24 protein-coding genes and 1 tRNA gene are annotated in these 21,576 nt (G+C 64.1%); 11 read left to right on the top strand and 14 right to left on the bottom strand.

Translation table 11 applies throughout. The features are described 5' to 3' along the window. Nucleotides 1-149 precede the first annotated feature (149 nt). The 3 genes from QZ853_RS10455 to QZ853_RS10445 all read right to left on the bottom strand — a co-directional run bounded on the left by QZ853_RS10455 (nucleotide 150) and on the right by QZ853_RS10445 (nucleotide 3,330). Nucleotides 150-2,207 carry a sulfatase-like hydrolase/transferase gene (locus QZ853_RS10455; RefSeq protein ID WP_295572760.1) on the bottom strand — a complete coding sequence of 686 codons (2,058 nt, stop codon included), beginning with the start codon at nucleotides 2,205-2,207 and terminating at the stop codon, nucleotides 150-152. 169 nt (nucleotides 2,208-2,376) lie between these two features. Beyond that, the gene (locus tag QZ853_RS10450) at nucleotides 2,377-2,793 is read right to left on the bottom strand and encodes a pilin (protein ID WP_295572757.1); all 417 of its coding nucleotides are present in this window, start codon (nucleotides 2,791-2,793) and stop codon (nucleotides 2,377-2,379) included. A gap of 108 nt (nucleotides 2,794-2,901) precedes the next feature. Next, nucleotides 2,902-3,330, bottom strand: coding sequence for a pilin (locus tag QZ853_RS10445; protein WP_295572755.1), 429 nt, complete (start codon nucleotides 3,328-3,330; stop codon nucleotides 2,902-2,904). A 354-nt stretch (nucleotides 3,331-3,684) separates the two neighbouring features. Between QZ853_RS10445 and QZ853_RS10440 the strand changes: the two genes are divergently transcribed. Genes QZ853_RS10440 through coaE form a run of 3 tightly spaced genes read left to right on the top strand, consistent with a single transcriptional unit; the run spans nucleotide 3,685 to nucleotide 6,447 of the window. Further along, nucleotides 3,685-4,944: a type II secretion system F family protein gene (locus QZ853_RS10440; protein ID WP_295572752.1), complete on the top strand. Its 1,260-nt coding sequence runs from the start codon at nucleotides 3,685-3,687 to the stop codon at nucleotides 4,942-4,944. Nucleotides 4,945-4,951: 7 nt separating this feature from the next. Further along, nucleotides 4,952-5,815: an A24 family peptidase gene (locus QZ853_RS10435; protein ID WP_295572750.1), complete on the top strand. Its 864-nt coding sequence runs from the start codon at nucleotides 4,952-4,954 to the stop codon at nucleotides 5,813-5,815. A gap of 11 nt (nucleotides 5,816-5,826) precedes the next feature. Next, nucleotides 5,827-6,447, top strand: a complete 621-nt coding sequence (gene coaE, locus QZ853_RS10430) for a dephospho-CoA kinase (protein ID WP_295572746.1) — start codon at nucleotides 5,827-5,829, stop codon at nucleotides 6,445-6,447. Nucleotides 6,448-6,480: 33 nt separating this feature from the next. Here the strand turns inward: coaE and QZ853_RS10425 are convergent, their stop codons facing one another. The 6 genes from QZ853_RS10425 to rimK form a co-directional block, all read right to left on the bottom strand. Continuing rightward, nucleotides 6,481-6,897 carry a hypothetical protein gene (locus QZ853_RS10425; RefSeq protein ID WP_295572743.1) on the bottom strand — a complete coding sequence of 139 codons (417 nt, stop codon included), beginning with the start codon at nucleotides 6,895-6,897 and terminating at the stop codon, nucleotides 6,481-6,483. A gap of 275 nt (nucleotides 6,898-7,172) precedes the next feature. Further along, on the bottom strand, nucleotides 7,173-8,540 hold the full coding sequence (locus QZ853_RS10420) for a HAMP domain-containing sensor histidine kinase (protein ID WP_295572740.1): 1,368 nt from the start codon (nucleotides 8,538-8,540) through the stop codon (nucleotides 7,173-7,175). After that, nucleotides 8,503-9,180 (bottom strand): response regulator transcription factor, encoded by a 678-nt coding sequence (locus QZ853_RS10415; RefSeq protein ID WP_005410804.1) that lies wholly within the window; start codon nucleotides 9,178-9,180, stop codon nucleotides 8,503-8,505. The genes QZ853_RS10420 and QZ853_RS10415 overlap by 38 nt, the downstream gene beginning before the upstream one ends. Before the next feature lie 8 nt (nucleotides 9,181-9,188). Continuing rightward, nucleotides 9,189-9,659: a hypothetical protein gene (locus QZ853_RS10410; protein WP_295572737.1), complete on the bottom strand. Its 471-nt coding sequence runs from the start codon at nucleotides 9,657-9,659 to the stop codon at nucleotides 9,189-9,191. 88 nt (nucleotides 9,660-9,747) lie between these two features. Continuing rightward, nucleotides 9,748-10,224: a hypothetical protein gene (locus QZ853_RS10405; protein ID WP_295572733.1), complete on the bottom strand. Its 477-nt coding sequence runs from the start codon at nucleotides 10,222-10,224 to the stop codon at nucleotides 9,748-9,750. Nucleotides 10,225-10,470: 246 nt separating this feature from the next. Continuing rightward, nucleotides 10,471-11,349 carry a 30S ribosomal protein S6--L-glutamate ligase gene (rimK, locus tag QZ853_RS10400; protein WP_005410807.1) on the bottom strand — a complete coding sequence of 293 codons (879 nt, stop codon included), beginning with the start codon at nucleotides 11,347-11,349 and terminating at the stop codon, nucleotides 10,471-10,473. 129 nt (nucleotides 11,350-11,478) lie between these two features. On the opposite strand from rimK, the gene QZ853_RS10395 reads away from it, so the two are divergent. Continuing rightward, on the top strand, nucleotides 11,479-11,916 hold the full coding sequence (locus QZ853_RS10395; protein WP_295572730.1) for a thioesterase family protein: 438 nt from the start codon (nucleotides 11,479-11,481) through the stop codon (nucleotides 11,914-11,916). Here the strand turns inward: QZ853_RS10395 and QZ853_RS10390 are convergent, their stop codons facing one another. Next, nucleotides 11,917-13,071 (bottom strand): hypothetical protein, encoded by a 1,155-nt coding sequence (locus tag QZ853_RS10390; protein ID WP_295572727.1) that lies wholly within the window; start codon nucleotides 13,069-13,071, stop codon nucleotides 11,917-11,919. It abuts the gene before it with no gap. Next, the gene (locus tag QZ853_RS10385; RefSeq protein WP_295572725.1) at nucleotides 13,062-13,310 is read right to left on the bottom strand and encodes a hypothetical protein; all 249 of its coding nucleotides are present in this window, start codon (nucleotides 13,308-13,310) and stop codon (nucleotides 13,062-13,064) included. The genes QZ853_RS10390 and QZ853_RS10385 overlap by 10 nt, the downstream gene beginning before the upstream one ends. Nucleotides 13,311-13,404: 94 nt before the next feature. Between QZ853_RS10385 and QZ853_RS10380 the strand changes: the two genes are divergently transcribed. Continuing rightward, complete coding sequence (locus QZ853_RS10380) at nucleotides 13,405-13,896, top strand: hypothetical protein (protein ID WP_295572723.1); 492 nt, start codon at nucleotides 13,405-13,407, stop codon at nucleotides 13,894-13,896. An 84-nt stretch (nucleotides 13,897-13,980) separates the two neighbouring features. On the opposite strand, the gene QZ853_RS10375 is transcribed toward QZ853_RS10380, so the two are convergent. Then, nucleotides 13,981-14,054 (bottom strand) — tRNA-Gly (locus tag QZ853_RS10375). A gap of 116 nt (nucleotides 14,055-14,170) precedes the next feature. Next, nucleotides 14,171-16,006, bottom strand: a complete 1,836-nt coding sequence (locus tag QZ853_RS10370) for an autotransporter domain-containing protein (RefSeq protein WP_295572720.1) — start codon at nucleotides 16,004-16,006, stop codon at nucleotides 14,171-14,173. 207 nt (nucleotides 16,007-16,213) lie between these two features. On the opposite strand from QZ853_RS10370, the gene thiS reads away from it, so the two are divergent. From thiS to QZ853_RS10350, 4 genes are all read left to right on the top strand, one after another. Next, nucleotides 16,214-16,414, top strand: coding sequence for a sulfur carrier protein ThiS (gene thiS, locus QZ853_RS10365; protein WP_295572717.1), 201 nt, complete (start codon nucleotides 16,214-16,216; stop codon nucleotides 16,412-16,414). 92 nt (nucleotides 16,415-16,506) lie between these two features. After that, nucleotides 16,507-17,301 (top strand): thiazole synthase, encoded by a 795-nt coding sequence (locus QZ853_RS10360; RefSeq protein WP_295572714.1) that lies wholly within the window; start codon nucleotides 16,507-16,509, stop codon nucleotides 17,299-17,301. After that, entirely contained in the window at nucleotides 17,301-18,035 is a 735-nt protein-coding gene (trmB, locus tag QZ853_RS10355) for a tRNA (guanosine(46)-N7)-methyltransferase TrmB (protein ID WP_295572711.1), read from the top strand. Before QZ853_RS10360 ends, trmB begins: the two co-directional genes overlap by 1 nt. A gap of 27 nt (nucleotides 18,036-18,062) precedes the next feature. After that, nucleotides 18,063-19,910 (top strand): SLC13 family permease, encoded by a 1,848-nt coding sequence (locus tag QZ853_RS10350; RefSeq protein ID WP_295572708.1) that lies wholly within the window; start codon nucleotides 18,063-18,065, stop codon nucleotides 19,908-19,910. A gap of 58 nt (nucleotides 19,911-19,968) precedes the next feature. Here QZ853_RS10350 and QZ853_RS10345 read toward each other — a convergent pair whose 3' ends face one another. Next, a complete protein-coding gene (locus QZ853_RS10345) occupies nucleotides 19,969-20,304 on the bottom strand; it encodes a Rieske (2Fe-2S) protein (RefSeq protein WP_295572706.1) in 336 nt (111 codons plus the stop codon). Nucleotides 20,305-20,483: 179 nt separating this feature from the next. On the opposite strand from QZ853_RS10345, the gene QZ853_RS10340 reads away from it, so the two are divergent. Both QZ853_RS10340 and QZ853_RS10335 read left to right on the top strand, forming a co-directional pair. Continuing rightward, on the top strand, nucleotides 20,484-20,765 hold the full coding sequence (locus tag QZ853_RS10340) for a hypothetical protein (protein WP_295572704.1): 282 nt from the start codon (nucleotides 20,484-20,486) through the stop codon (nucleotides 20,763-20,765). 74 nt (nucleotides 20,766-20,839) lie between these two features. After that, nucleotides 20,840-21,556 carry a fumarylacetoacetate hydrolase family protein gene (locus tag QZ853_RS10335; RefSeq protein WP_295572702.1) on the top strand — a complete coding sequence of 239 codons (717 nt, stop codon included), beginning with the start codon at nucleotides 20,840-20,842 and terminating at the stop codon, nucleotides 21,554-21,556. Nucleotides 21,557-21,576 lie beyond the last annotated feature (20 nt).

Raw genomic sequence — 21,576 nt, 5'->3', positions numbered from 1 at the left:
CGAAGCGGCCTACATGAGGGGCGATGTAGATGCTCCATGCACATCAGAACCCATTTAAGCTTTTGGTCCTTGTCTTGATAGCCCACCAACGACTGCTTTTGGAGAGCTACCGAACGAAACACCCAGATCATACGACGCTCAGCCTATCTCTACCCTTCCTTGACGATCTCCTCTTCTTCCGCAACTGGCTTGCTACTGCGACACCAGGCGGCCTCGAATCCGGGGTCATCGCGGAAATGTCGACATACGGCGGCCTGCAGCTCCCAAACGCCAATGATATCGGACGGATAGCCAGTACATCCCATTGTCCGAGCGGTGTAGTCAACAACCTGCCAACACGGCGCAGATGCCTGGATATCGAATCCTATCGGAGGATCAGTCATCACGCCGACATTTCCTCGCACAGCGCCCCTCTGTTTCTCCGCAAGCTTTCCAGGAATCAGGTCAGGTCGGATCTCAAAGCGCATATCGGGCGTGACTCGATACAGATACGACATCTCGCCAGCGACAGCCCTTTCGTCGATCTGCGCTCGCTCCACGCCAGCGGATCGGATTCCATTCTCGAAAAAGCGGATCCGGTCCTCAGGCAGATGCCCGAGTTGGTCGAGCGCCTGTTTCCACGATTGCCCCTCCAAACGGTCTGTCTGCGCACCAACGAGATCCAGCAACGTCGGTGCGACATCGATCGTGGATGCGGCACCATTCATCGTCCTTGGCGCCCAAAGTGGTCGCCCATCGCGATACTGTTGAATGGCCATGACCACGTGATTCTGCGCTCTGGAGAGAGCAAAGTTCCCATGGCCAAAGAACCGGAAATCCGGCCGAGTTGGGTCATTCGCTGCGAGCCGATCTCGCTCCATCGCGAAATCCTCGCCATGGTCGGAGAGCACAACCACTACAGCATTGGCGAGCCGACCTTGGGCCTCCAGCTCATTCCAGATGGTTTGGAACTGTCCATCCACACCTTGTAACGCGCGAAGATACTGAGCTGGCGCATCCGCGTAGCCATTGACTTCCCGGATCCAAGCGGGCAGATCGTCACCATGCACGTCACTTGGCAGATAGGGCCAGTGAGGCAGACAAAGGTGACCCATCATGAACAAGGGCTTGTCAGGCGAGAGATCCCGCAGCTCGCGGATGACGCGCTGCGGATGATCGCTCAACCTGTAACTGCGATAGGCGGCGCGATTGCCCTTGACCGGACTCAACGCGCTTGTTGTCGGCAGGACCGATAGAAGCAAATTGGTAGCAAACGTGTCAAATGTGCCACCTACAACAAAGTCCAATGCCCCAGGCGTTGGCCCCACCAGCACATCGAACCCGAAGCTCGCGTCGAAGTTGGCGAACCTCGATTCATCCATCGCGAACAATGTCTGATAACCGCGCTCCTTGAGAGCCCAAGCGATTGTGTTGTCGCGACCAAAATCTGACCTGGGATGAAGATTGAACCGGACGCCGTTATTGACCGGATTCTGTCCGGTGAGGATGCTTGAATAAGACACAAATGTACGCGCCAGAGGAGTTCTTGCATCCCTCAAGATCACCGCTCGCTCCAGTGCTCGATCGATAGCAGGTGTCAAACGAGCTGGAAATTGCCCATACGCAGGGATGAAATCGGGTCGGAGAGAGTCGATTCCCAAGATGATGACATCCGGCTGGCTACGTGCCGAATCCCCTGCCTTCACTGCAGGCAGGAGCTGCCAAAGTAACGGGCCACCTGCAATCATCGCCAGCATAGGCACAAGCGCATACGACACCCGCGGGAAGTGCTGCACAAGCGTGATCATCGATGCAAGCAACATCCCGCCGCACAGCAGACACAACAGCCCAAGCAATAAGGGCGAGCATGTCTGGACCAGAAGCAAGTCCATGAATGCAAATGCCTCTGACAGAGGGTACAGCCACTGATTGGCCAAGATGGCCGAAACCATCACCGCTGTCAGAAAAGCAAGATAAAGGAGTAGAGAATCCCGGCGGGCAGGTGCAACAACCCTGCAGCCGCCCCTGTACACAGCCACCGCGCCCAGAGCAAGCAGCAGATGACTAATCACTGCAAGCAGCGCGAACGCCACGATTGCAGCAGCCGTCAACGGATCAGAAGCAATCTGTGCCGCGATCTGCATCTGCATCACGTTGTTCTTTACGCCACCGCTGTTCAGTCCGAAGTTCTCAACGATCTGCCACAACTGCACCAGCAGGAGTGCCATGCCGACAATTGCTGCACAGACGCACTGGCGAGCGATCGCCGAGACGTTCATCAGCCGCCCCCACTGCGAGAACCTCTCGCTTTGCATTCCTATCTCCCCATGCCATTCGCCACCAAATTCTGGCGAAGGATCACACTCTTCCGTGAGCTACCCTGCTATTTACTCGGCATCAGGAAGACCGACACTCCGATGGAACAAACTTGTCGGGCCCCGCAATTCGCGTGCAGGTCCAACGAATGACTTCGTTTGGATTGTAGGCGGGCGCGAGTTGCAACGTCACTTGCCCTGCAATCTCAGTCGTGACTACAGTGAGTACGCCGTTGCCCGTACAGGTCAACGAGCCCACGTTCTTTGTAGCCGCGCCTGTATCGTCGACGCCGACGCAAGCCGTTGCATCCAACCTATTAATGTTATTGACATTTTCAGTGACGGTGACTTTCGCCGCTGATGCCAGCAGGAGCGCCTCTGAAACCCTGGCCCGCACGGTGTAGTCTTGATACGCTGGCAACGCGATCGCTGCCAGAACTGCAATGATTGCGACCACAATCATCAACTCGATGAGCGTAAATCCCCTATTTGCGCGCATATGTGTGCCTCCCCAATAGGCACGACCTTCAAAATTTGACGTATCCCCCGGACTCCAACAAAGAACCCCGCCTAAGCGGGGTTCTCTGAGTGAGCTAAGAAGCCGCTATTACGAACGGCATTCCGCCGGGTAGTACTTCGCAGCGCTACCACTGCCCACGCAACGCCAGGTGGTGCCCACTGCGCCCGACTGGGCGGTCGGGGTGTAGGTCAGGATGGTGCCCTTGCCCTTGTCAGTGGTCATGGTGACCTGGATCGCGCCGGAATTGGCAGTGCAGGTCATCGAGGCAACGTTCGGGTTGTCGGCCGGGATCGTGGTGTCGACACCGACGCAGGCGTCAGCCGGCAGCGCGCCGCCGTTGTTGGCGATGTTCTCGGCAACAGTCACCTTGGCGCCAGCAGCGATGACGGAGGCTTCCGAGACACGCGCGCGGACGGTGTAGTCCTGATACGCCGGCAGAGCGATGGCAGCCAGGATGGCGATGATCGCAACGACGATCATCAGTTCGATAAGGGTGAAGCCCTTCTGGTTCTTCATTTTGGTACATCCCCAAGATAGTGGTGGTTGATGTCAGCGGACAGGATCGATCCGACCGATGGTCGGCTGAGCGGGTCCTGCCCCTGCGGGTGGATCAACGCAGGTTGCGTGCCAACCCCGGCACGCCTCCCCCTGGATTTCCCCGCGCCCATGATGGCAGCAATTTTGCGGATGGGAACCCCCTGACTGCGAATCTGCGATGGACGCGGCAATGTGACGCAGTGCGTCACCTTTGGCCGGCATCGGGCACGATTTCGCATGACGGCCCGTCTGGCAACTGCCCAGACGGGCGCGAACCCGCTACCATCGACGGCTAGACGCCCGCCTGGGGATGGCGGGTCTTGGGGAGCCGATATGTCTGTCAGTCGCAGTGCGATCAAGAGGGAGCCGGTGGCCCGCGCCACCATGGAGCTGCAACCGTTTGTCTGGGAGGGGACCGACAAGCGGGGGATCAAGATGAAGGGCGAGCAGTTGGCGAAGAACGCCAATCTGCTGCGAGCTGAGTTGCGTAAACAGGGTATCAACCCCGGGCAGGTCAAGCCCAAGCCAAAGCCGCTGTTCGGCGCGGCAGGTAAACCCGTTTCACCTAAGGACATTGCCTTCTTCAGTCGGCAGATGGCCACAATGATGAAATCCGGCGTACCGATCGTATCGGCACTGGACATCATCGGCAGTGGGCACAAGAACCCGCGCATGAAGAAGATGGTAGAAACCATCAAGACGGACATTGAAGGCGGCTCATCGCTCTATGAGGCGGTCAGCAAGCATCCGGTCCAGTTTGACGAGCTCTATCGGAACCTTGTCCGCGCCGGCGAAGGCGCCGGCGTCCTGGAAACGGTCCTCGATACGGTTGCCACCTATAAAGAGAACATCGAAGGCCTTAAAGGCAAGATCAAGAAAGCGCTGTTCTACCCGGCCATGGTTGTCGCCGTCGCGATTGCCGTGAGTGCAATCCTGCTGATCTTCGTGGTTCCTCAGTTCGAAGAGGTCTTCCGTGGTTTTGGCGCGGAACTGCCCGCCTTCACCCAGATGATCGTTGCTGCTTCGCGTTTCATGGTGTCCTGGTGGTGGCTAATGCTCATCGTCGTGATCGGCGCTGGCGTAGGCTTCGTCATGGCATACAAGCGATCGCCAAAGATGCAGCACTCGATGGATCGTCTGATCCTGAAGGTGCCGGTGATCGGCCAGATCATGCACAACAGCTCGATTGCCCGGTTCGCCCGTACTACGGCAGTGACCTTCAAGGCCGGCGTGCCGCTGGTGGAAGCACTCGGAATCGTCGCTGGCGCGACCGGCAACAAGGTCTACGAGGAATCCGTGCTGCGCATGCGTGACGACGTGTCGGTGGGCTATCCGGTGAACATGGCGATGAAGCAGACCGCCCTGTTCCCGCACATGGTCATCCAGATGACCGGCATCGGTGAGGAAGCCGGCGCGCTGGACGCCATGCTGTTCAAGGTGGCCGAGTACTATGAGCAGGAGGTCAACAATGCCGTTGACGCCCTGAGCAGCCTGCTCGAACCAATGATCATGGTCTTCATTGGCGTCGTCGTTGGCGGTATGGTCATCGGCATGTACCTTCCCATCTTCAAACTCGGCGCCGTCGTCGGATAAAACATACATGGCTTTTCTAGACCAGCATCCCGGCCTCGGCTACCCCGCCGCGGCCGCCTTCGGACTGCTGCTGGGCAGTTTCCTGAACGTCGTCATCCTGCGCCTGCCCAAGCGGCTGGAATGGCAGTGGAAGCGCGACGCGCGCGAGGTCCTGGAAGAACCGGACTTCTATGAACCACCCCCACCGGGCATCGTGGTCGAGCCTTCGCACTGCCCGCACTGCAAGCACAAGCTGAGCTGGTACGAGAACATTCCCCTGTTCAGCTGGATCATCCAGGGCGGCAAGTGCCGCCACTGCAAGGCGCCGATCTCGCTGCAGTACCCGCTGGTGGAAGCGCTGACCTCGGTGCTGGTGCTGGCCTGCGTCTGGCAGTTCGGCTTCGGCTGGCAGGGCTTCGGCGCCATCGTGCTGACCTGCTTCCTGATTGCCCTGTCCGGCATTGATCTGCGCACCCAGCTGCTGCCGGACCAGTTGACCCTGCCGCTTATGTGGCTGGGCCTGATAGGCAGCATCGACAACCTGTACATGCCGGCCAAGCCCGCCCTGGTGGGCGCGGCGGTTGGCTACCTGTCGCTGTGGACCGTCTGGTGGCTGTTCAAGCAGCTGACCGGCAAGGAAGGCATGGGCCACGGCGATTTCAAGCTGCTGGCGGCGCTCGGCGCCTGGTGCGGCCTGAAGGGCATCCTGCCGATCATCCTGCTGTCCTCGGTGCTGGGTGCCATCATCGGCTCGATCTGGCTGTACAGCCGGGGCCGTGACCGCGCCACCCCGATCCCGTTCGGCCCCTACCTGGCCATCGCCGGCTGGCTGTACTTCATGTGGGGCGCGCCGCTGGTGGAGCAGTATCTGGTCCTGAGCGGGCTGCGCTGAGGGGATCCCCCATGAGCCGGTATGTGGTGGGCCTGACCGGCGGCATTGCTGCCGGCAAGAGCGAGGTGACCCGGCGCTTCGAAGCGCTGGGCATCGTAGTGGCCGACGCCGACCTGGCCGCCCGCGCGGTGGTCGCCGCCGGCAGCCCGGCGTTGGCCCGCATCGCCGAGCGGTTTGGAGCCGACATGCTGCAGGCCGACGGCAAGCTGGACCGCAGTCGCCTGCGTGCCCACGTGTTTGCCGACCCGGCCGAGCGCACGGCGCTGGAAGCCATTACCCACCCGGCCATCCGCCTGCTGATGCAACAGCAATGCGAGCAGGCGACCAGTCCGTATGCGATTGCAGCCATCCCGCTGCTGACCGAGGTGGGTGGGCGCGACGCCTACCCCTGGCTGGATCGGGTGCTGCTGGTGGATGCGCCGGAAGCCGTGCAGCATGCCCGCCTGATGCAGCGCGACGGCATCGACGCCGCGCTGGCTGACCGCATGATCGCCGCCCAGGCCAGCCGCACGCAGCGGTTGCTGCTGGCCGATGACGTCGTGGTCAATGATGGGCGGCCGGAGGACCTGCAGGCGCAGGTGGAAGCGCTGCATGCGCGATATTTGGGGTTGGCGGGAAATTTCCCTGCGTAAGCATCGACGCATGGCGTGGATCTACGTCGACGTTTACTGCAGCGTCGCCGAACCCCGGGCCCTCTCTGCCTGCAACTGCTGCTGCGCGTAGCAGGTCAGTTCGCGTGCGGCCAGCAGCAGCCCTTCCACTGCGTCCGGTGATACGACCTGCAGCGGGCCTCCGCGCGTGCGTGCGATATGTGCGGCATACATCATCCTTGTCAGTAGGGTGATGCCTGCGACGGTGTGCCGGACGTCGGCCAGCGTGCCGGCCTGCGGTGGTTCCAGCCCGGCGCGCTGTGCTGCGCCGCCAGTGATGTCATCCATGTCCATCTGTGCCACGAGGATCGGCATCAGGCCGTCGCACCGGGACAACAGGTTCTCGACACGCTGGGCAACGTGCGCCGACAGCTGGCTGACCGACTCGCCGACCAGCTGGTGCAGGTTGGGGTAACGGGTGCGGTCTGACATGGCGACGCTCCTGGCTGACGACGGGCGATTCCGGCGCATGCATCTGGCCATCTGCATGCCAGTCTGTCAGGAGGTAAATGCGGCAACCGCGGTGCGGATCGCCGGAACCGTGAGCCACGACACGCCGCCGCAACCGAGCGACAGGCGCGGTTTCAAGTTCCTACTACCTCGAAGAGGCGCTTTCGTGTTGCTTGCGACATTGGAGCCATATGGGGCCTTGCGGAGGCTTCAGTGCCGACCAAGGTCGGCACCCACCAAAGCAGGGCGAAGCCCGCTTACAGCGGCTTCGGCGAGAACGTCAGCGTCGCGATCACACCGCGCTCGCCGCCCGGACGCACGCTCACCTGCCAGCCGTACAGGTCGCACAGGCGGCTGACGATCGACAGGCCGATACCGCCGCCCTGCGAGTGGCCGGCGTGCGTGCCGCGATAACCTCGCTGGAACAGCTTGGCGGCATCCTCTTCGCTCAGCCCCGGACCACTGTCGGTCACCGACACCGAGTTGGCGCCGACAAAGACCCGCACCTCGCCGTCCTGCGAGTACTTCACTGCATTGCCGATCAGGTTGCCCAGTGCCACCGACAAGGCCGCCTCGGGCGCATCGATCACCAGGTTGCGCTCACCTTCCAGCGCCAGCTCCAGCGGCTTGCCGCCCAGCTGTGCGCGGTGTGCGTCGAGCAGCTGTTCGGCGACACGGGCCACATTGCTGGTGCCCTGCCCGCGCTCGTTGCGCGACAGGAGCAGCAGGGCGCCAATCAGGTCGCTGCACTGTTGTTCGGCACGCTGGATGCGCTGCAGGCGCTGCAGGACCTTCTCGTCCAGGCCGGGGCGGGTCAGCAGCAGTTCGGTGGCGCCACGGATCACTGCCAGCGGGGTACGCAATTCATGGCTGACGTCGGCATTGAACTCACGGTCGCGCTGCACCACTTCGGTCAGCCGCGAGGAATAGTCGTCCAACGCCTGTGCCAGCTGCCCCACCTCGTCATCGGGGAAGCGGGGAGCCAGGGGCTCGGGATCGCTGGTGCCACCGCGATAGGCACGCAGGCGGGCGGCGAGGTCCGAGACCGGCTTCATCACCTTCGAGGCCGACCACCAGCCCAGCACCAGCGACAGCACGCTGAACACCAGCACCGACAACACCAGTGCACGGTTCAGCTGCTTGCCGCCGCGCACGCTGTCGGTCATGTCGTAGGCGAGGAAGAACCAGGCGTCGGGTGTCTTGCGCACCGCCAGCTTGTAGGAGTACGGCTCGCCGTGCTCATCGCCGCTGACGCTGTGGATACCGTCTGAGAAGCCCGCCCACTGCGCGCGCTCTTCCCGCACCCGGTCGAACTTGTCCTTGGAATAGGCGTATGCCTTGATCTGCAGCACGGGCGCATCCGGGTTGTGCCCGGGATGCTCGTAGTAGCGCCGTGCGTACTCGTCGATGTTGCGGTTCATCAACTCTTCCACCAGCTGGTTTTCCACGCGCAAGCGGGCCCAGTTGGTGGCGAACGCGAACAGTGTTGTCAGGCAGAAGCCCAACAACACGAACGACACGATGATGCGGCTGCGCAGGCGCCGCCGGTAGGGCGTGCGCCGGCGCTCAACCTTGGTTGCCACGGAATCAGGCTTCCGGGGTGGCGATGCGGTATCCGATGCCATGGCGGGTCTGGATCAGCGGCACTTCAAACGGCTTGTCGACCACCGCACGCAGACCGTGGATATGCACGCGCAAGGAATCCGAGTCGGGCAGTTCCTCGCCCCACACGCGGGTTTCCAGTTCCTGACGGGTCACCACCGCCGGTGCAGCTTCCATCAGCGCCTGCAGGATCTTCAGTGCGGTCGGGTTGAGCTGCAGCAGCTTGCCCTGGCGGCGCACTTCCAGCGTGTCCAGGTTGTACTCCAGGTCGCCGGTTTCCAGCACGCGGGTCTGCACGCCCTTGCCGCGGCGCGACAGGGCGTTCAGACGCACTTCCACTTCCTGCAGCGCGAACGGCTTGATCAGGTAGTCGTCGGCGCCGGAATCGAAGCCGGCCAGCTTGTTGTCCAGCGAATCGCGGGCCGTCAGCATCAGCACCGGGGTCTGCTTGCGCGCTTCATTGCGCAGCTTGCGGCAGACTTCGATGCCATCCATGCCTGGCAGGTTGAGATCCAGCACGATCGCATCGAACTCGTGCACTACGGCCAGATGCAGGCCGGTGACGCCATCAGCGGCGAAGTCCACCGTATGCCCGCGGTCCTCCAGATAGTCGCCCAGGTTGGCCGCAATGTCGCTGTTGTCTTCGATTACCAGGATTCTCACTGTCACCTCTAATTGACTGTATTGCCGACGCGCATGACCTGCCTCATGTCCTGCTGTGCCCGCTCCTTCTGGCGGGCGCGTTCGGCGACGGTCATGCACTGCGTGGTGGTCCGGTTTGAACCAATGGGCTTTTCACGTTGGCATATTAGACGACTATCTTCACGCGCCTGTGTCAAAACCGTGTTCACGACCTGCTGATCGTTGAAGACCTGGGTTTGCACCGGTTCAGGCATGGAATCGCGCGTCGGATACTGCTCCACGGCGGTGCGCATGCGCGACAGCGCGTCATTGACGCGGGTGCGCTCCTCCTGCTTCAGCTCCGAATAGGTTTCGCCGTCCTTGAGCTCCACCTCGATACGCGCGATCTGCTGCTGCAGCGGCTGACCGGGCACGAACACGTCCTTGGTCTTGGACGCCGATGCGGTACTGACCAGGGCCAGTCCTGACAACAGGACGGCCGACATCAAAGCCTGTTTCATGGCAAACAAATCCTTGTCTGTGGCGAATCCCGACTCTATTCGCACCGCCTTCACGCCAGCAAGTGCCAATGGTCGGGGCCTTGGGAGCCTAGCGCGAGGTTTCCGGATTCAAATTGTTGAAGGTGCGCTGGTCATTCAACAGCGCCTTGCCCTTCTCCGCGATCCGGCGCCGCTCGGCCACCGTCAGGCAGCGGCTCTTGGGCATGTTGCTGCCGGTGGTGCGCGTGTACTGGCAGACCTGCCGGCTGTCATCGTGGGCGCGGGTCAGCAGGGTATTGATACGCTCCTGGTCGTTGAAGACCTCGCCCTGTACCTGCGGCGGAAGCTCCTGCAGGCTCTGGCGGTCACCCATGCGCGCGGTGATGCGGGCCAGTGCCTGGCGCACCTCGCTGCGGTCATCTGCGGAGATTTCACTGTAATCGCCGTCCTCGAGCGCCTTTTCGACCTGGCGCACCTGGTCGGCCACCGGCGACTGCCGGTCCATCTGTACAACGGGTTTTTCCGTCTTGGCCGCTGCGGCTCCGGCCAGACCCAGCAACAACGCGATCATCGTGATGCGGTACATCGCCAGCCTCCGATCCATCCAGGAACGATGGCGGCCACTCTACGGCCGTCACGCCGCGCCCACAAGGGACCTCCGGCAGGCATAAAAAAGACCCAGGCGGTGCCCCCGCCTGGGTCTGAAGTTGTATCCCGATACCGATCCTGCTGAGAGGCAGAGCTGCGGTTCGCTGAAGGCTACGCCCGGGCCGATTAAAGGCGTGTTAAGTGCAGTCTCATCCGCCGGAAAGAATTTCAAGCCACTGAATAATCAAGGCTTTTTAAGCTTCTCAACATGCTCGATGATGCGAGTGGCCACGTCCACCCCGCAGGCGGCTTCGATCCCTTCCAGCCCCGGCGTGGAGTTGACCTCCAGCACCAGCGGGCCCCGTGCGGAGCGGATCAGATCCACCCCGCACACCGACAGGCCCAGCGCCTTGGCCGAACGCACAGCGACCTGCTGCTCGGCGCGGCTGGCCTTGGCGGCCACGGCGGTGCCACCGGCATGCAGGTTGGAGCGGAAATCGCCTTCCGGCGCCTGCCGCTGCATCGACGCCACCACCTGGTCACCGACCACGAAGCAGCGCAGGTCGGCGCCCTTGGCCTCGCCGATGAATTCCTGCATCAGGAAATTGGCATACAGGCCGCGCAGCGCCTCGACGATGCCACGCGAGGCGCTGGCCTTCTCGGTGAGGATCACGCCGCGGCCCTGGGTGCCTTCGTTGAGCTTCACCACGTGCGGGGGCGGACCGAGCATGGACAGCAGGTCGACGGTGTCGTCGGGGTTGTCGCCGAACACCGTAACCGGCATGTCGATCCCCTTGGCTGCCAGCAGCTGGTGCGCGCGCAGCTTGTCGCGCGAGCGCAGGATCGCGTCGGAGGGATTGGGCGTGCGCGCCCCCATCAGCTCGAACTGCCGCAGCACGGCGGTGCCGTAGCGGGTGATCGACGCACCGATGCGCGGGATGACCATGTCCACGCCGGTCATCGGCCGGCCCTTGTAGTGCATCGAGAAGCCATCGGCGGCGATGCGCATGTAGCAGCGCAGCGGGTCGAGGATGCGCACGGTATGGCCGCGCGCGCGTGCCGCCTCGACCAACCGGCGGGTGGAGTACAGGGAGCTGTTGCGGGACAGGATGGCGAGCTTCATCGCGGCGGTATCGGTCGGCAGGCGCGAAGCATAGCGCGGGCGTGTGGCGGGTGGATGATGCCCTGCGGCCTGGCTTGGCCTGGCACTGGCGGCACACTGCAAGGGCCAGGCCTGCCCGCGAGGAACCCCATGTCCATTACCGTCTTTCCGCGCTTTTCCGAAGTGGATGTTCTCGGCCACGTCACCAACACCGCCTTGCCCGTCTGGTTCGAGGAAGGCCGCCAGGCGATCTTCCGCCACTTCAGCCAAGAGGCCAGCATGCGCGACCTGTCGCTGATCCTGCGCCGCTACGAGATCGACTTCCTGCAGCAGATCCACGCCGGGCGTGAGGTACGGATCGAGACCCGCATCGAGAACATCGGCCGGTCTTCGTTGTCGATCGTGCAGCAGGCGTTCCAGCACGATGTGCTGGTCGCCAGCGGGCGCTGCGTGATGGTGCACTTCGATTATGCGGCCAATGCGGCACGTGAGATCGACGCAACACAGCGGCAGGCTCTGGCGGGACTGTTTACCGAGGAGTATGCGCAACGACTGCGCGAAGCAGGCGAGCTCGCCCTCCCGGCCTGATCAGGGAGAAGGGATGCGAATGCTGAAGCGTCCACTGCGAACACGCAGTGGCAACGGAGTGTCCCGCCACTCCACGGGAAGCCCCAGCGAGGTGTGTACTGTCGGGCAACGCGTGATGTCGTCAAACTCCCAGCGTTCCTCGTAAGCCTCGCATCGGAGTGTGCCGTCATCGCCGGCCTCGATCACCGTGATCCAGACCAGGCTCTGGGCCTTGCCGCTCCCGCCCGTCGCATGGCGAGCAACGGCTTGCCAACGTCCCTGCCAGTGAACGAGCCATGCACCGCCGATCGGACGCAGGTCTTCGTCAAGCACGTTGCCCTCCACTACCAGGCATCGACCAGACGGGCTGGTGACAAATCTCTCAGGCTGACAGGTGTGGCGGCTACTGGGCTCACCATCGAGGGAAAGGGAATACGGGCAGACGCGCGCAAACAACGTCGGGTGTGCGGTCAGGCGCAGATCGTCGGGAAGCAGGGGAATCGCCTGCAGCACCCGTCCATCAGGCAGCACGTGCCGCAGCTCCTTCGGCACTCCAGCGCTCAGCGCCGGGTGCGCCTGGCCCAGCCACAGACCGCGGCAGGGATACAGCTGCCTGGTGCTGCTGGGCAGGCTGCGCAGCCACGACACTGCGCCAGCGTCTCCTTCGGATTGCCGCTGCGCGTCCAGTTGCTGACAGAACTGCCAGCAAGGCATCGCCAGCACATGCACCACCTTGTGATGCTCGTCGTAGACGATGACGGCCTCGCGCCGGTCAACGTAGCCGGAGGCCCATCGCAGTGCGCTTCCCGGAACGTCCGCCCATCCGCAGCTGGCATCACGGCCACCTGCAATGGCGATGTCTTCCACGATGGCACCATCACGCAGCATCTGGGTGCTGTAGACGGGCCCTCCCATGCCCAACTCGCCCCATTCCAGCTGCACATCGTGGGCAGGCGGCCGATTGGCAAAGCGCCCTGGTGATCGCGAGCGCAACCGTTCACCGCCTACCGCATCGCCGATCAGATCAAAGCGCTGCAGCATGCCTCCCAACGCAAGACACGCGGCCAAGCCGGCGATCACCCCCAGAGGTGACCACCACGCCACACAGACGACAACCCAGATCAGAATGGGCAGCCATTGGGTGTATCGGCGAAGCGTGCTTCGATTCAAAGCCATGCAGATCTGGCAGCAGAAGCGAGCCACCTTCCCCAAGTGCGGCTACTGCGCCGCCCGATCTGATGGGGAGGCGCGAACGGGACGAACAGACTGTTCACGCCTGCCAGCAGCGCGGTCATGGCCGTCAGCGTTGCCGCCACGACCAGGCAGACAGGCCGGACCGGCGCAGCAGATTCAACACAGGTTGCGGCCTCCCGCTGTGATTGTTCGTTGTGACCCATCACGTCGACCTCCAGCATGTGCGCTCGCAGGCCAAGAGTTGCCGAGCGCGATATCCAGCGTTGTACATGTCGTACCTTGACACCTTCGATCACTCAACGGCGGACGGACACGATGGCGGAATGGACCGGCTATCCCACGATCATCTACACCAACCGTCCCCTCCTTGAACTGGCCAAGGACCTCATGGCCTGTTTCCGGGATACGTTCGGCTATCAGATGGAGGTGGACCGCCTCGGCAACGGCCTGGGCTTCCTGTTCTACCGCGACAAGGACATGCTGGATCACCACCTCGACGCAGGATTCAACGTTGACCGGGCGGGTCGCGGCTGTGTTGGCATTGAAGTGGACGAAGTCGACTTCTACGCCAGGCTTTCCTTGTTCGAGTTCGAGGGCGAATCTGACTTCGACCCTTACGACGTCGGCATGATGCTGAACGGGGTTCTTCATGTCACTGTGGTGCTGCCCGCACCAACGCAGGAGAACACGTTCTGCTCGCAGGTGCTCAGTGACGTTGAAAGGCTGACGAAAATGCCGGCGGGCACTTCCCGGCTCGAGCGCCTCAAGGAACATCTTGCCGGGATCAAAGCGCTTTCAGCCGAGTAGCCGCGCCAGCGCCCATACACGAAGCCAGCTCTGCACGGGATCCGCTGGGCGGCCTGCTCGATCAGGAATGATGGAGGGGCAGGATGGAGCGGGCGATGGGAATCGAACCCACGTCAGTAGCTTGGGAAGCTACAGCTCTACCATTGAGCTACGCCCGCATTGTGGGTGAAAGTCTATGCGGTGGGGCCGGTGTTGCGCAATGGTGGCTGCCGAATCGGAGCAGGGGCGGAGCCCTTTCCTTGTGGAAAGGGCTCCGCCCCCATCTGGCGTCTGCTTAGAAGCTGCCGCCGACCGTGGCGAAGATCGTTGCATCGCGGGCGCGCTTCTGCGCGGCCGTGGTGCTCACGCCAAGGTTGCCCTGCAGGCCGAACAGATCCATGCGCGCGCCCAGCACAGCGGTGGCGTAGTTCTTGTCGAAGTCGAGGCCCGGCACGCGGTAGCTGCCCAGTTCCGGCAGGGTCTGCAACCAGGCACTGGCCTGCTTGGTGTCCTCGAACTCGTGGTCGTAGGTCACCTGCACATACGGCTTGACGGTGCCGCCATCGAAACGCGCCTGCCAGCCGATGCGGCCGACGGTGGAATCGACGTTCTGGCGGTCATAGCCCAGGGCGGTGGCCAGGGTGCCGGCGGCCGCGCTTTCGGCATAGCCGTCGATCTTCACCTTCTGCCAGATCACCGACGCGATCGGGCCGTGGCGGAAGCCGCCTTCGGTACCGAACTCGTAACCGGCGTTCAGCGCGGCGGTCAGGTTGCTGCCGTCCGGCGAACCGCCATGTTCGCGGGTGGCCGGACCCAGCTGGACCTTGCGATTCACGTCATACGACAGCCAGGTGTAGCTGACCTGGCCGTTGACCCAGACGCGGTCGCCGTACCATGCCGCGAACAGGCCAGCGGTGGTGTCCTTCTGGGTGAAGTCGCCACGGCTGTTGCCGAAGTCGGCATTCAGTCGGCCAAAGCCGGCGAAGCCGCCGACCACCATGCCGTTGCGCGCCCAGTCGATACCGAACAGGCCGGCCGGGGCCACGCCGTCATACAGGTCCGCGTGGTCATAGCGCTGCAGATCGCCGCGCACGCCGCCCCACCACGACAGGCCGTCAGCCGGGCGGGCACCGAGGTGGTTGCTGACCTGGTCCGCGCGTGCGCGGCCAATGGTCTGCGCCGAGTGGCTCAGCACCTGCTGCAGGCGCGGTGCTTCCAGCACCGAGACGGCGTACTGGCCCAGCAGCTGGTGGCCCGCCACGGTCGGATGAACGCCGTCGGCGAACAGGTAGGTCTGGTAGGCATCCGGGCTGACATAGCTGGTCGGGTTGCAGGTCAGGATGCTGACCGTCGAGTTGTTCGGGTCGATCTTGCAGGCGGTGCTGGTGACGTTGGTGAAACCGTACATGCCCGGGTTGGCGGCCACTTCGCCCAGCACGGTGAAGGTATCGAGCGGGATGAACTCGATGCCGGCCTGCTTCAGGCCACCGTACAGGGCCTTGTTGTAGCCGACCGACAGCGCGGTGGCGGCAGCGGCATTCGGGCCGCGGAAGGCCGGGGTCAGGCCGACGTTCGGCAGGTTGGGCACCATCACGTACTGTGCACCGGCCTGCTTCAGCGAACCGACCAAGGCGATCTGGTCGGTGACGGCCGCACCGATGATGGCCTGCGCCTGCGCCGGAGCGCTGGCAGCGGCGAACAGGTCGTTGGCACCGCCCCATACGCCGTACAGGGCCTTGCTGTCCGCCTTGCCGCCATTGGCGGCGAGGTAGCGGGCCGCCTGCGTTTTCAGCGACGGGATGACACCGAGCGCGCTGGGCACGTCGACGCTGACGCGGGCACCGCCGGCAGCGTAGTTGTCACCGTTCTGGCCGTTGCCGTTGGCGCCGCTGTTGAGGCCGTAGTAGTTGGCGACCTGCTGCGCCCACACCCAGCCCGGGTTGGTGGTGAACTGGCCGGTGGCGCCCTGGGTTGCTGCCGGCAGCAGCGGACGGAAATAGCCGGCGTCAGTCAGGCTGTCGCCGAAGAACACCGCCTTGGAGTAGGGGTTTTCGCCTGCCATGGCCGGAAGCGCGGCCAGCGCGATCGCGGCCGCCATCAGGGAGCGGATCGGGTGTTTGCTGAGCAGCATGTAGGAAACTCCTGTGGGGATATCGTTGAGGACCCGGCGGACGTACGCCGGCGCACGGTGAATGGTTTCACTGCGCCGCGTTTTGCTCACGCTGCGCCGCCGCATGGATTGTCGCCCGATCCCCGGAAAACCCGCTGTGCCGGAATTGGCGTACGGTGCAGATTGCAAACATTCCGATCCTGGCGGGCTATCAGCGACAATGGACAGATGAACATCCAGCTCAACGGCGAACCCCGTACCCTGCCCGCCGCGGCAACCCTTCACGACCTGCTCCAGGCCGAGCAGCTGCTGCAGCGCCGGGTGGCCGTGGAGGTCAACGGCCAGATCGTCAGCCGCAGCCGCCACGGCGAGCACGTCCTGGCAGAGGGCGACGTGGTGGAGATCGTGCATGCGCTGGGCGGTGGCTGAGGTAACGCCTCCCTGCTCCGCGCTCGCCGGGCCATGCCCGGCGGCGTCGAAGCAGCGACCCCATCTTCAGGCGGATAAGCGATAATCGCGCCATGAACGTTCAAGTCTCCCCCGATTCGCTGGTGATCGCCGGCAAGACCTATGGCTCGCGGCTGCTGACCGGCACCGGCAAGTTCAAGGATCTGGAAGAAACCCGCCTGGCCACCGAGGCCGCAGGCGCCCAGATCGTCACCGTGGCGATCCGCCGCACCAACATCGGGCAGAACCCCGGCGAGCCGAACCTGCTCGACGTGCTGCCGCCAGAGCGCTACACCATCCTGCCCAACACCGCCGGCTGCTATACCGCCGACGATGCCGTGCGCACCTGCCGCCTGGCCCGTGAGCTGCTGGACGGCCACAACCTGACCAAGCTGGAAGTGCTGGGCGACCAGAAGTCGCTGTACCCGGACGTGGTGCAGACCCTCAAGGCCGCCGAACAGCTGGTCAAGGATGGTTTCGAGGTGATGGTCTACACCTCCGATGACCCGATCCTGGCCAAGCGCCTGGAACAGATCGGCTGCGCTGCGGTCATGCCGCTGGCCGCGCCGATCGGTTCGGGCCTGGGCATCCAGAACAAGTACAACCTGCTGCAGATCATCGAAGACGCCAAGGTGCCGATCATCGTCGACGCCGGCGTCGGCACCGCCTCCGATGCCGCGATCGCCATGGAGCTGGGCTGCGACGGCGTGCTGATGAACACCGCCATCGCCGGTGCGCGCCAGCCGGTGCTGATGGCCAGCGCCATGCGCAAGGCAGTCGAGGCCGGCCGCGAGGCCTTCCTGGCCGGTCGCATCCCGCGCAAGCGCTACGCCAGCGCGTCCTCGCCGGTGGATGGGTTGATCGGCTGATGACCAATCCTTTCGACAGCGCCGGTTCCAAGGCCCCGCCCAAGCCCTTCACCGTCAGCGAAGGCCGCCGCGAAGTGCGCAGTTTCGTGTTGCGCCAAGGCCGTTTCACTCCCGCCCAGCAGCGCGCGTTCGACGAACGCTGGCCGCGCTTCGGCATCGACTACAACGGCCAGCCGCGTGACCTGGATGCCACTTTCGGCCGTTCGGCGCACAAGGTGCTGGAAATCGGCTTCGGCAACGGGGCCGCGCTGCGCTTCGCCGCCCAGCACGACCCGTCGCGCGACTACATCGGCATCGAGGTGCACGCTCCGGGCGTGGGCCGCCTGCTGAACGCGCTGGCCGAGGACAACGCCGACCACGTGCGCCTGTACCACCACGATGCGGTGGAAGTGCTGCAGAACGAGATCGCCGACGGCGCGCTCGATGAAGTGCGCATCTACTTCCCGGACCCGTGGCACAAGAAGCGCCACAACAAGCGGCGCCTGCTGCAGCCGGCGTTCGCCGACCTGCTGGTGCGCAAGCTGCGCGCCGGTGGCCGCCTGCACTGCGCGACCGACTGGGAAGACTACGCCGAGCAGATGTGGGACGTGCTTGATGCCACTGCCGGGCTGGTCAACCGTGCCGGCCCGCGTGGCAGCGTGCCGCGCCCGGACTGGCGCCCGCAGACCCACTTCGAGACCCGCGGCCAGAAGCTCGGCCACGGCGTCTGGGACCTGTTGTACGACCGCACCTGATCAACGCCTGAGGACGCCGCGCCCCACATGGATACCGCGCTGACGCTGACCAACGACATGAAGCTCGTGCTCGGGCTGGTCGGCTTCACGATGGCGATGTTCCTGTTCGAGCGCATCCGCGCCGACGTTGTCGCGCTGGTGGTGCTGGTGGTGCTGGGCGTGACCGGCCTGATCGCCCCCGAGGAAATCTTCGGGGGCTTTTCCGGTAACGCGGTGATGAGCATCATCGCCACCACCATCCTCGGTGCGGGCCTGGACCGCACAGGTGCACTGAACCGGCTGGCCGCGTGGCTGCTGCGGCGTGGCCACGGCGTCGAACAGCGGCTGCTGATGATGACCACCGCCATCGCCGGCTTGAACTCCTCGTTCATGCAGAACCCCTCGGTGATGGCGTTGTACCTGCCAGTGGCCTCGCGCCTGGCCGCGCGCACCGGGCTGACCCTGCAGCGCCTGCTGCTGCCCATTTCCGCGGCGATCGTGATGGGCGGCGCGCTGACCATGGTCGGCAATTCACCGCTGATCCTGCTGAACGATCTGCTGGCCTCGGCCAACAACAACCTGCCTTCGGGCCTTGCCACCATCGAGCCGCTGCGCATGTTCGCGCCGCTGCCTATCGGCGTGGCGCTGCTGGTCGCCTCGCTGCTGTATTTCCGCTACTACGGCGACCGCAAGCTGATCGAGGAAGAGAATCTGGTCAACGACGGGGTCACCCCGGCGCGTACCGAAAGCTACTTCGCCAAGACCTATGGCATCGAAGGCGATGTGTTCGAGCTGGTGGTCAGCGCCGAGAGCCCGCTGGTCGGGATGACCCTGGGCGAGGCCGAAAACCTGCACGATGCGCCGCTGCTGCTGGCCCTGAAGACCGGCAACGACACCCGCCTGGCGCCGCCGGCAGAGATGCGCATCTGGGTCGGCAGCGTGCTGGGTGCGATGGGCCCGCGCGAGCAGATCAGCGATTTCGCGCAGAACCAGTTCCTGCGCATGTCCTCGCGCCTGAAGCACCTGGGCGACCTGTTCAACCCCAGCCGCGCCGGCATTTCCGAAGCGGTGGTGCCGCCGACCTCGAACGTGATCGGCAAGAGCGCGGCCGACCTGCGCCTGCGCAAGGAGCGCGGCATCAGCCTGCTGGCGATCAACCGCGACAAGCAGGTGATCCGCGAGGACGTACGCGACGTACAGCTGCGCGCCGGTGACATGCTGGTTTTCCACAGCATATGGACCGACCTGGCGCAGGCCGCGCGCAGCCGCGACTTCGTGGTGGTCACCGATTTCCCCACCGGGGAACAGCGACCGCACAAGTTCAAGATCGCGATGGCGATCTTCGCGCTGACCATCCTGATCGCGCTGACCAGCAAGCTGCCGGTGGCGCTGACCCTGATGACCGGCGTGGCCGGCATGCTGCTGACCGGTGTGCTGCGCATGGACGAGGCCTACGCCTCGATCAACTGGAAGACAGTGTTCATGATGGCCGGGCTGATTCCGCTCGGCTGGGCGATGGACTCCAGCGGCGCAGCGGCGTGGGTAGCCGGGCATACCATCGACAAGCTGCCTACCGGCATTCCGCTGTGGGTTCTGGAAGTGGCACTGGCGCTGTTGACCACGGCGTTCTCGCTGGTGATCAGCCATGTGGGCGCGACCATCGTGATGGTGCCCATTGCCGTGAACCTGGCACTGGCGGCCGGCGGCAACCCGACCGCGTTCGCGCTGATCGTGGCGCTGTCGGCGTCCAACAACCTGATGACCGCCTCCAACCCGGTGATCTCGATGATCACAGGCCCGGCCAACTACACGCCGCGCGAGATGTGGCGGGTCGGCGGCCCGCTGTCGCTGATCTACACGCTGGTGGTGGTGCTGATGATCAACCTGATGTTCTGAGGCCCCGGAGCCTGCGGTAGGTGCGGACCAACGGTCCGCACCTACCTGGCCCTCGCCTTCAGGCCAGGTAGACCTGCCCGTCGCGCACATCCACCGCCACCGCACGCAGGCGGTCGCCCTTGCACGGGCCGGCGATGCAGTCGCCGCTGTCGAGCGCGAACGAGGCGCCATGCGCCGCGCACACCAGGTGGCCCTCGCGGCTCTTCAGGAACTGGCCCGGCGCCCAGTCCAGGCGGCGGCCGGCATGCGGGCAGATGTTCAGGAACGCCCGCACCTGCGCGCCGTCGCGGTACAGCACCAGCGACTCGGCATCGCCATCGACCACCGCTTCGACCTCGGCAAAAGCGCCATCGGCAATGGCTTCAAGGGCGATCAGGGCAGCGGCGGTAGTCATGGCGAAGGCTCGGACGGTAAACCGGAATTGTCGCATGCCTGCTCCAGGTCACTGGCTGCGACATGAACACAAGTCATTGATCCGTAATAAGCACAGGCTATATTTAACGAGTTTTTCACTCAATGACAGTGGTACCTCCCGATACTCTGGTTTCGCTGATCCCAGCCTATCGAGCCGCCATGTTCAATCGCGCATCCGCCTTCACCCAGTTCCGCACCCTGTTTGCGCCGCGCAAGCCGCGCCACCCGCTGGTGCGTGTTGCCGTGGGCCTGCTCGGCCTGGCGATCCTGGCCGCGATGGTGTTCATCGGCGTGTTCGTCGGTGCCGCGATGATCCTGGTCGGTCTGGCGTGGAAGCTGCTGGCCTCGCGCAAGCCCGGCGCCACGCGTCCGGTCGACCCGACCGTGGTCGAGGGTGAGTACCGCGTGGTCCGCAAGCCGGTGTTGCCGGCTTCGCGCTGATCCAGTTTTCCGCGCCCGCTGACGGCGGGCGCCATGCGTTCTAGACTGCGGGCACGCCCTTCCTGGATGCCCGCATGTCCGATGTCTCCGATGTGATCCCTGCCGTAGCCCTGCCGCGTGTGCCGGTGGTCGGTGGCGGCAGTTTCCCCGTGCACCGCATTTACTGCGTCGGCCGCAATTTCGCCGACCATGCCCGCGAAATGGGCGCGACGGTGCCGGCGGCCGATGACCGTGGCCGCCCGATGTTCTTCAGCAAGCCGGCAGACGCGATCGTGGTCGGCCACGACGATGTGATCCCCTATCCGCCCGCAACCGCCAACCTGCACCACGAAGTGGAGCTGGTGGTGGCGATCGGCCGGGATGCGCCCGCCGGTGAGCTGGCCGTGGCCGATGCCGATGCGCTGGTCTACGGCTATGCCGTCGGCCTGGACCTGACCCGCCGCGACCTGCAGGCCGCAGCCAAGGAAAAAGGCCACCCGTGGGACGCGGCCAAGGGCTTCGATGCCTCCGCGCCCATCAGCGAGATCGTGCATGCCGCCGAAGTCGGCGACCTTGCCGCGCTGAACCTGTCGCTGGAGGTCAACGGCGAAGTACGCCAGCAGGCGTTGCTGGACCAGATGATCTGGAACGTGCCGGAAATCCTGCATGAGCTGTCCAGGCTGTGGCAGCTGCGCGCCGGCGATCTGGTGTTCATGGGCACCCCGTCCGGGGTGGCCGCACTGAAGCCGGGCGACCGCTTCAGCGCGCGCCTGGAGAACGTGGCCGAGCGCCACGGCGTGATCGCCGGCTGACATCACCTGCGCTACCCTGC

Source organism: uncultured Stenotrophomonas sp. (assembly GCF_913778665.1).
GTDB lineage: Bacteria > Pseudomonadota > Gammaproteobacteria > Xanthomonadales > Xanthomonadaceae > Stenotrophomonas.
Note: the sequence above shows the minus strand (reverse complement) of the source record. Positions and strands in the feature narration are given on the sequence as shown.

What these genes read in the sequence shown, in the direction of transcription:
- QZ853_RS10435 (WP_295572750.1), top strand. Translation starts at nt 4,952, where the DNA reads ATGGCTTTTCTAGACCAGCATCCCGGCCTCGGCTACCCCGCCGCGGCC.
- QZ853_RS10405 (WP_295572733.1), bottom strand. Translation starts at nt 10,224, where the DNA reads ATGTACCGCATCACGATGATCGCGTTGTTGCTGGGTCTGGCCGGAGCC.
- QZ853_RS10340 (WP_295572704.1), top strand. Translation starts at nt 20,484, where the DNA reads ATGTTCAATCGCGCATCCGCCTTCACCCAGTTCCGCACCCTGTTTGCG.
- QZ853_RS10350 (WP_295572708.1), top strand. Translation starts at nt 18,063, where the DNA reads ATGGATACCGCGCTGACGCTGACCAACGACATGAAGCTCGTGCTCGGG.
- QZ853_RS10445 (WP_295572755.1), bottom strand. Translation starts at nt 3,330, where the DNA reads ATGAAGAACCAGAAGGGCTTCACCCTTATCGAACTGATGATCGTCGTT.
- QZ853_RS10360 (WP_295572714.1), top strand. Translation starts at nt 16,507, where the DNA reads ATGAACGTTCAAGTCTCCCCCGATTCGCTGGTGATCGCCGGCAAGACC.
- QZ853_RS10450 (WP_295572757.1), bottom strand. Translation starts at nt 2,793, where the DNA reads ATGCGCGCAAATAGGGGATTTACGCTCATCGAGTTGATGATTGTGGTC.
- QZ853_RS10425 (WP_295572743.1), bottom strand. Translation starts at nt 6,897, where the DNA reads ATGTCAGACCGCACCCGTTACCCCAACCTGCACCAGCTGGTCGGCGAG.
- QZ853_RS10420 (WP_295572740.1), bottom strand. Translation starts at nt 8,540, where the DNA reads ATGGCATCGGATACCGCATCGCCACCCCGGAAGCCTGATTCCGTGGCA.
- QZ853_RS10410 (WP_295572737.1), bottom strand. Translation starts at nt 9,659, where the DNA reads ATGAAACAGGCTTTGATGTCGGCCGTCCTGTTGTCAGGACTGGCCCTG.
- QZ853_RS10380 (WP_295572723.1), top strand. Translation starts at nt 13,405, where the DNA reads ATGGCGGAATGGACCGGCTATCCCACGATCATCTACACCAACCGTCCC.
- QZ853_RS10455 (WP_295572760.1), bottom strand. Translation starts at nt 2,207, where the DNA reads ATGGCACTCCTGCTGGTGCAGTTGTGGCAGATCGTTGAGAACTTCGGA.
- thiS (WP_295572717.1), top strand. Translation starts at nt 16,214, where the DNA reads ATGAACATCCAGCTCAACGGCGAACCCCGTACCCTGCCCGCCGCGGCA.
- QZ853_RS10370 (WP_295572720.1), bottom strand. Translation starts at nt 16,006, where the DNA reads ATGCTGCTCAGCAAACACCCGATCCGCTCCCTGATGGCGGCCGCGATC.
- QZ853_RS10335 (WP_295572702.1), top strand. Translation starts at nt 20,840, where the DNA reads ATGTCCGATGTCTCCGATGTGATCCCTGCCGTAGCCCTGCCGCGTGTG.
- QZ853_RS10440 (WP_295572752.1), top strand. Translation starts at nt 3,685, where the DNA reads ATGTCTGTCAGTCGCAGTGCGATCAAGAGGGAGCCGGTGGCCCGCGCC.
- QZ853_RS10345 (WP_295572706.1), bottom strand. Translation starts at nt 20,304, where the DNA reads ATGACTACCGCCGCTGCCCTGATCGCCCTTGAAGCCATTGCCGATGGC.
- QZ853_RS10385 (WP_295572725.1), bottom strand. Translation starts at nt 13,310, where the DNA reads ATGCTGGAGGTCGACGTGATGGGTCACAACGAACAATCACAGCGGGAG.
- QZ853_RS10390 (WP_295572727.1), bottom strand. Translation starts at nt 13,071, where the DNA reads ATGGCTTTGAATCGAAGCACGCTTCGCCGATACACCCAATGGCTGCCC.
- QZ853_RS10395 (WP_295572730.1), top strand. Translation starts at nt 11,479, where the DNA reads ATGTCCATTACCGTCTTTCCGCGCTTTTCCGAAGTGGATGTTCTCGGC.
- rimK (WP_005410807.1), bottom strand. Translation starts at nt 11,349, where the DNA reads ATGAAGCTCGCCATCCTGTCCCGCAACAGCTCCCTGTACTCCACCCGC.
- coaE (WP_295572746.1), top strand. Translation starts at nt 5,827, where the DNA reads ATGAGCCGGTATGTGGTGGGCCTGACCGGCGGCATTGCTGCCGGCAAG.
- trmB (WP_295572711.1), top strand. Translation starts at nt 17,301, where the DNA reads ATGACCAATCCTTTCGACAGCGCCGGTTCCAAGGCCCCGCCCAAGCCC.